Annotated in this window: 4 protein-coding genes; all 4 read right to left on the bottom strand. The window is 71.7% G+C overall.

Annotation, left to right across the window (positions count from 1 at the left end; all coding sequences use genetic code 11):
- Positions 1-4: 4 nt before the first annotated feature.
- Positions 5-982, bottom strand: a complete 978-nt coding sequence (locus tag FE256_RS17515) for an alpha-ketoacid dehydrogenase subunit beta (protein ID WP_138178204.1) — start codon at positions 980-982, stop codon at positions 5-7.
- Positions 979-2109 carry a thiamine pyrophosphate-dependent dehydrogenase E1 component subunit alpha gene (locus tag FE256_RS17510; RefSeq protein WP_138178202.1) on the bottom strand — a complete coding sequence of 377 codons (1131 nt, stop codon included), beginning with the start codon at positions 2107-2109 and terminating at the stop codon, positions 979-981. The genes FE256_RS17515 and FE256_RS17510 overlap by 4 nt, the downstream gene beginning before the upstream one ends.
- Before the next feature lie 95 nt (positions 2110-2204).
- Positions 2205-3677 (bottom strand): glycoside hydrolase family 43 protein, encoded by a 1473-nt coding sequence (locus FE256_RS17505; protein ID WP_138178199.1) that lies wholly within the window; start codon positions 3675-3677, stop codon positions 2205-2207.
- Between the two features lie 8 nt (positions 3678-3685).
- A partial coding sequence (locus tag FE256_RS17500) for a histidinol-phosphate transaminase (protein ID WP_138178197.1) occupies positions 3686-4720 on the bottom strand: 1035 nt, incomplete at its 5' end.

Here is a 4720-nt window from a genome sequence, read left to right as displayed (position 1 = left end):
GGGGTCAGTAGGCCAGCGAGCGGTCGACGGCCTCGAGGATGCGGTCGGCGTCGGGCAAGTAGGTGCCCTCGAGCTTCGCGGGCGGGAACGGCACGTCGAAGCCCGACACGCGCAGCACCGGGGCCTCGAGGGCGAAGAACGCCTTCTCCATGACGGTCGCGGCGATCTCGGAACCGAGGGAGGTGAAGCCCGGCGCCTCCTGCGCGTAGACCATGCGGCCGGTACGGCGCACCGAGTCGAGCAGCGGACCGTAGTCGACCGGCGACAGCGAACGCAGATCGATGACCTCGCAGCTCGTGCCCTCGCTCTCGGCGAGCGCCGCGGCCTGCAACAGCGTCGTGACCATCGCGCCGTGGCCGACGAGGGTCACGTCGGTGCCGCGGCGGACGACGCGGCTGGCGTGCAGCGGCAGCGCCGGGGCTTCGGTGTCGACCTCGCCCTTCTGCCAGTACTTCGCCTTCGGCTCGAGGAAGACGACGGGGTCGGGCGACTCGATCGCCTGCTGGATCATCCAATACGCGTCGTTCGCCGTCGACGGGCTCACGACCCGCAGGCCCGGGGTGTGCGTGAAGTACGCCTCGGGGCTCTCCTGGTGGTGCTCGATCGCGCCGATGTGCCCGCCGTAGGGAATGCGGATGACGACGGGCATCTGCAGCGCACCCTCGTGGCGGTTCGTGATCTTCGCCAGTTGCGAGGTGATCTGGTCGAACGCCGGGAACACGAACCCGTCGAACTGGATCTCGAGGACGGGACGGAAGCCGCCCATCGCGAGTCCGATCGCGGTGCCGACGATGCCCGACTCCGCGAGCGGAGAGTCGATCACGCGGCGGGGGCCGAAGTCGCTCTGCAGCCCCTCGGTGACGCGGAAGACACCCCCGAGCGGACCGATGTCCTCGCCCATGAGCAGGACGCGGTCGTTCGTCTCGAGCGAGCGACGGAGGCCGGCGTTGAGGGCACGGCTGATCGGCATGTTCTCGGTCATTCCGTTCCCCCTTCCATCGACGCCTCGTAGTCGTCGAGCCAGCGCTGCTCCTCGGTGATGAGCGCGTGGGCCTCGGTGTAGACGCTGTCGAACATGTGCGACCGCGGCAGCCCGCCGAGCTCGTTCGTGCGCACACGGACGTCGTCGGCGAGCGCGTGGCCCTCGGCATCCGCGTCGTCGAAGAACTGCTGCGACGCACCGCGGGCCTCGAGGTAGGTGCGGAGGCGGGCGATCGGGTCGCGCCCGGCCCACGCCTCTTCTTCGGCGGACGTGCGGTACTTCGTCGGGTCGTCGCTCGTGGTGTGCGCGCCGCGGCGGTAGGTCATCGCCTCGATCGCGCGGGGGCCACCACCGGCGCGAGCCTCGTCGAGCGCGAGCTTCGACACCGCGTAGCTCGCGAGCACGTCGTTGCCGTCGACCTGAACCGACGGGATGCCATAGCCCGCCGCGCGCTGGTACAGCGGCGTGCGGGACTGCGTGGCGACGGGCACCGAGATGGCCCACTGGTTGTTCTGCAGGAAGAACACCTCGGGCGTCTGGAAGCTCGCGGCGAACACCATCGACTCGTGCACGTCGCCCTGGCTGGACGCGCCGTCGCCGTAGTAGACGATCACGGCTTCGTCGCGCTCGGGGTCTCCGGTGCCGCACTTGCCGTCGAACACGAGCCCCATGCCGAGGCCGGTGGCGTGCAGCGTCTGGGCGCCGAGGACGAGCGTGTAGATGTGGGTGTTGCCGTTCTTCGGGTCGGACGGATCCCACCCGCCGTGCGTGAGCCCGCGCATGAGCCGGATGATGTCGAGCGGGTCGACGCCGCGGATGCGGGTGACCACGTGCTCGCGGTACGAGGGGAAGATGTGGTCCTGCGGCCGGGCGGCGCGAGCCGAGCCGACCTGCGCGGCCTCCTGGCCGAACGACGGCGGCCAGAGGGCCAGTTGCCCCTGGCGCTGCAGGTTGGTCGCTTGCACGTCGAACGCGCGGATCGAGACCATGTCGCGGTAGAAGGTCTCGAGTTCCGCGTCGGTGAGGGCCTCGATCACGGGCAGATAGCGCTCGGCCTCAGGAGTGGGCGTGAGCGTGCCGTCGGCCGCCAGAACGCGCACGAGAGCCGGGTCGTCGAGCGGGGTCATGTACCCACGCTAACGCTCGCGTCATGCCCCGCACCGCATGAGGTGCACAACGGATGCCGCGTTTCGGCATGGGTTTCCGACAACGCACGTCGACCTTACTCGTCGCCGAGCGGGACGTAGCGCACCTCGACCACGCGCGCCGGGGTCGGGCCGAGCGCCCGCAGCCCGAGGGTGCGGCCGGTGAACCCGCCCGCCACCTCGGTCGAGAGGTAGCGGCCGTCGAGCGTCGCCAGCCACCGTTCGCCGTCGTCGTCGACCAGGCCGAACCGCACGTCGTCGGGGCCGTCGCGGGTGGCATCCACCGCCTCGACGACGAGCGTCACGACGTCGCCCGTCGCGCGAGCGGAACCCACGGATGCCTCGAGCGGACCGATACGCGCCCGCACCTCGGCCGCGTCGCCGTCGAGCGTGATCTCGTACCAGTGCTGATCGTCGAGCCGGACCCGCAATGCCACCGGGGCCGACGCATCGACCCGCACCTCGTACCGCCAGCGCACATCCCGCGCGCGCACCGACAGGGCCGCCGGAGTCGGACGGGAATCCAGCGCGACACCGCCGTCGGGGTGCGGGCTGACGAATGCGGCGAGCGCCGCGCCGGGCGACACCCAGCGCGGGTCCAACTCGGCGGAGGAGAAATCGTCGGCGAACGCCGTATCCGGACGCGCGGGCAACACGTCGTCGGTGTGCACCACCGGCCAGTCGTCCACCCACTCGACGCGGGCGAGGAACGTCTCGCGCCCGTTCACGTGGAACCCGGGCGTGAAGCCGCGCGGGCGCACGCCGAGGTACACCATCGCCCACTCCCCGTCGCGCTCGACGAGGTCGGCGTGGCCGGTGTTCTGTACGGGGAAGCCCGTGCTGCGGCGGCTGAACAGCGGGGTGGAAGGCGCGAGCTCGAACGGTCCGTCGATCGACCGCGAGCGGGCGACGCACACCGCGTGCCCGCGTTCGGTGCCGCCCTCGGCGGTGAGCAGGTACCACCACTGCCCTCGGCGGTAGAGGTGCGGCCCCTCGGGGTGGGCGAGACCGCTCCCCCGCCAGATCTCGCGAGGTCCGTCGAGCAGGATGCCGCGATCGAGGTCGATCCGCGCCTGCGCGATGACGGGGAGCGAACCGCCCTCGGGCCGCAGCGCCTCGTCGAGCGCGCAGTACGTCAGGACGCACGTGCCGTCGTCGTCCCACGCCAGGTCGGGGTCGATGCCCCCGAGACCCGGGAACACGATCGGGTCCGACCACGGTCCCGCCGGATCGGGCGCGGTGACGACGAACTGCTCGCCGCCGCGCTCGACGTTCGTGCCGACGACGAAGAACAGTCCGTCGCGGTGGCGGATGGTCGGCGCGTAGATCCCGCGGCTCGCCGCCGAGACTCCGGCGGGGAACTGGCTCTCCCGCGTCAGCACGTTGCCGAGCTGCGTCCACGTCCGCAGGTCACGGCTGTGCCAGATCGGGATGCCGGGCGCGTACTCGAACGAGGAGTTGACGAGGTAGTAGTCCTCGCCGACGCGGCACACCGACGGGTCGGGGAAGAAACCCGGGATGACCGGGGTGGTCGCGGCATCCCGAGTCATCGTGCGACTCAGCGCGGAGCGACCGAGGCGGCGACCTCGACCAGACGGTCGATCGACTCCTCCTCGCCGATCGAGATGCGGACGCCGTCGCCCGCGAACGGCCGCACGATGAGCCCGGCCTCCTCGAACGCCGCGGCGACCTCGAGGGCGCGGTCGCCTGCGGGGAGCCACACGAAGTTGCCCTGCGCGTCGGGGACGTCCCAGCCGGTCTCGCGCAGGCGGGTGACGAGGGCGTCGCGCCGCTCGGCGAGGACCGCGACGCGGTGCAGCAGCTCGCTCTCGGCATCCAGGCTCGCCAGCGCCGCCTCCTCGGCCGCGGCCGTCACCGACAGCGGGATCGCGGTGCTGCGCGCGGCGTCGAGGACACGGGTGTGGCCGATCGCGTAGCCCACGCGCAGGCCTGCGAGACCGTAGGCCTTCGAGAACGTGCGGAGCATGATGACGTTCGGGCGCGCGAGCAGCGCGCGGACGCGGTGGCCCTCGACGGCATCCGGATCGGTCACGAACTCGGCGTAGGCCTCGTCGAGCACGATGAGGACGTCGGCGGGGACCGCCTCGACGAACGTCGTGAACTCATCGAAGCCGACGGTCGGGCCCGTGGGGTTGTTCGGGCTGCAGACGATGATCAGGCGCGTGCGCTCGGTGACCGCGGCCGCCATCGCGGGCAGGTCGTGGCGGGCATCCGCCGTCAGCGGCACCTGAACGCTCGTCGCGCCGGACACGGCCACGAGAGAGGGGTAGGCCTCGAACGACCGCCAGGCGTAGACCACCTCGTCGCCGGAGCCCGCCGCGGCGAGCAGCAGCTGCGCGAGCAGCGACACGCTTCCGGCGCCGACGTGCACGTCGTCGGGCGACACCCCGTAGCGGGCGCCGAGCCGTTCGCGCAGCCGTGCGGCCGTGGCATCCGGGTAGCGGTTGATCGCCGTCGCCGCGCGGACCGCGTCGAGGACCCCGGGGAGCGGCTCGAAGGGGTTCTCGTTGCTGGACAGCTTGAACGCGTCCGGGCTGGCCTGTCGTCCCTGCCGGTAGGCGGGGAGGGCGGC

The sequence above is a fragment of the Microbacterium sp. 5K110 genome (assembly GCF_005774735.1).
Taxonomy (GTDB): Bacteria; Actinomycetota; Actinomycetes; order Actinomycetales; family Microbacteriaceae; genus Microbacterium.
Note: the sequence above shows the minus strand (reverse complement) of the source record. Positions and strands in the feature narration are given on the sequence as shown.

What these genes read in the sequence shown, in the direction of transcription:
- FE256_RS17515 (WP_138178204.1), bottom strand. Translation starts at nt 982, where the DNA reads ATGACCGAGAACATGCCGATCAGCCGTGCCCTCAACGCCGGCCTCCGT.
- FE256_RS17505 (WP_138178199.1), bottom strand. Translation starts at nt 3,677, where the DNA reads ATGACTCGGGATGCCGCGACCACCCCGGTCATCCCGGGTTTCTTCCCC.
- FE256_RS17510 (WP_138178202.1), bottom strand. Translation starts at nt 2,109, where the DNA reads ATGACCCCGCTCGACGACCCGGCTCTCGTGCGCGTTCTGGCGGCCGAC.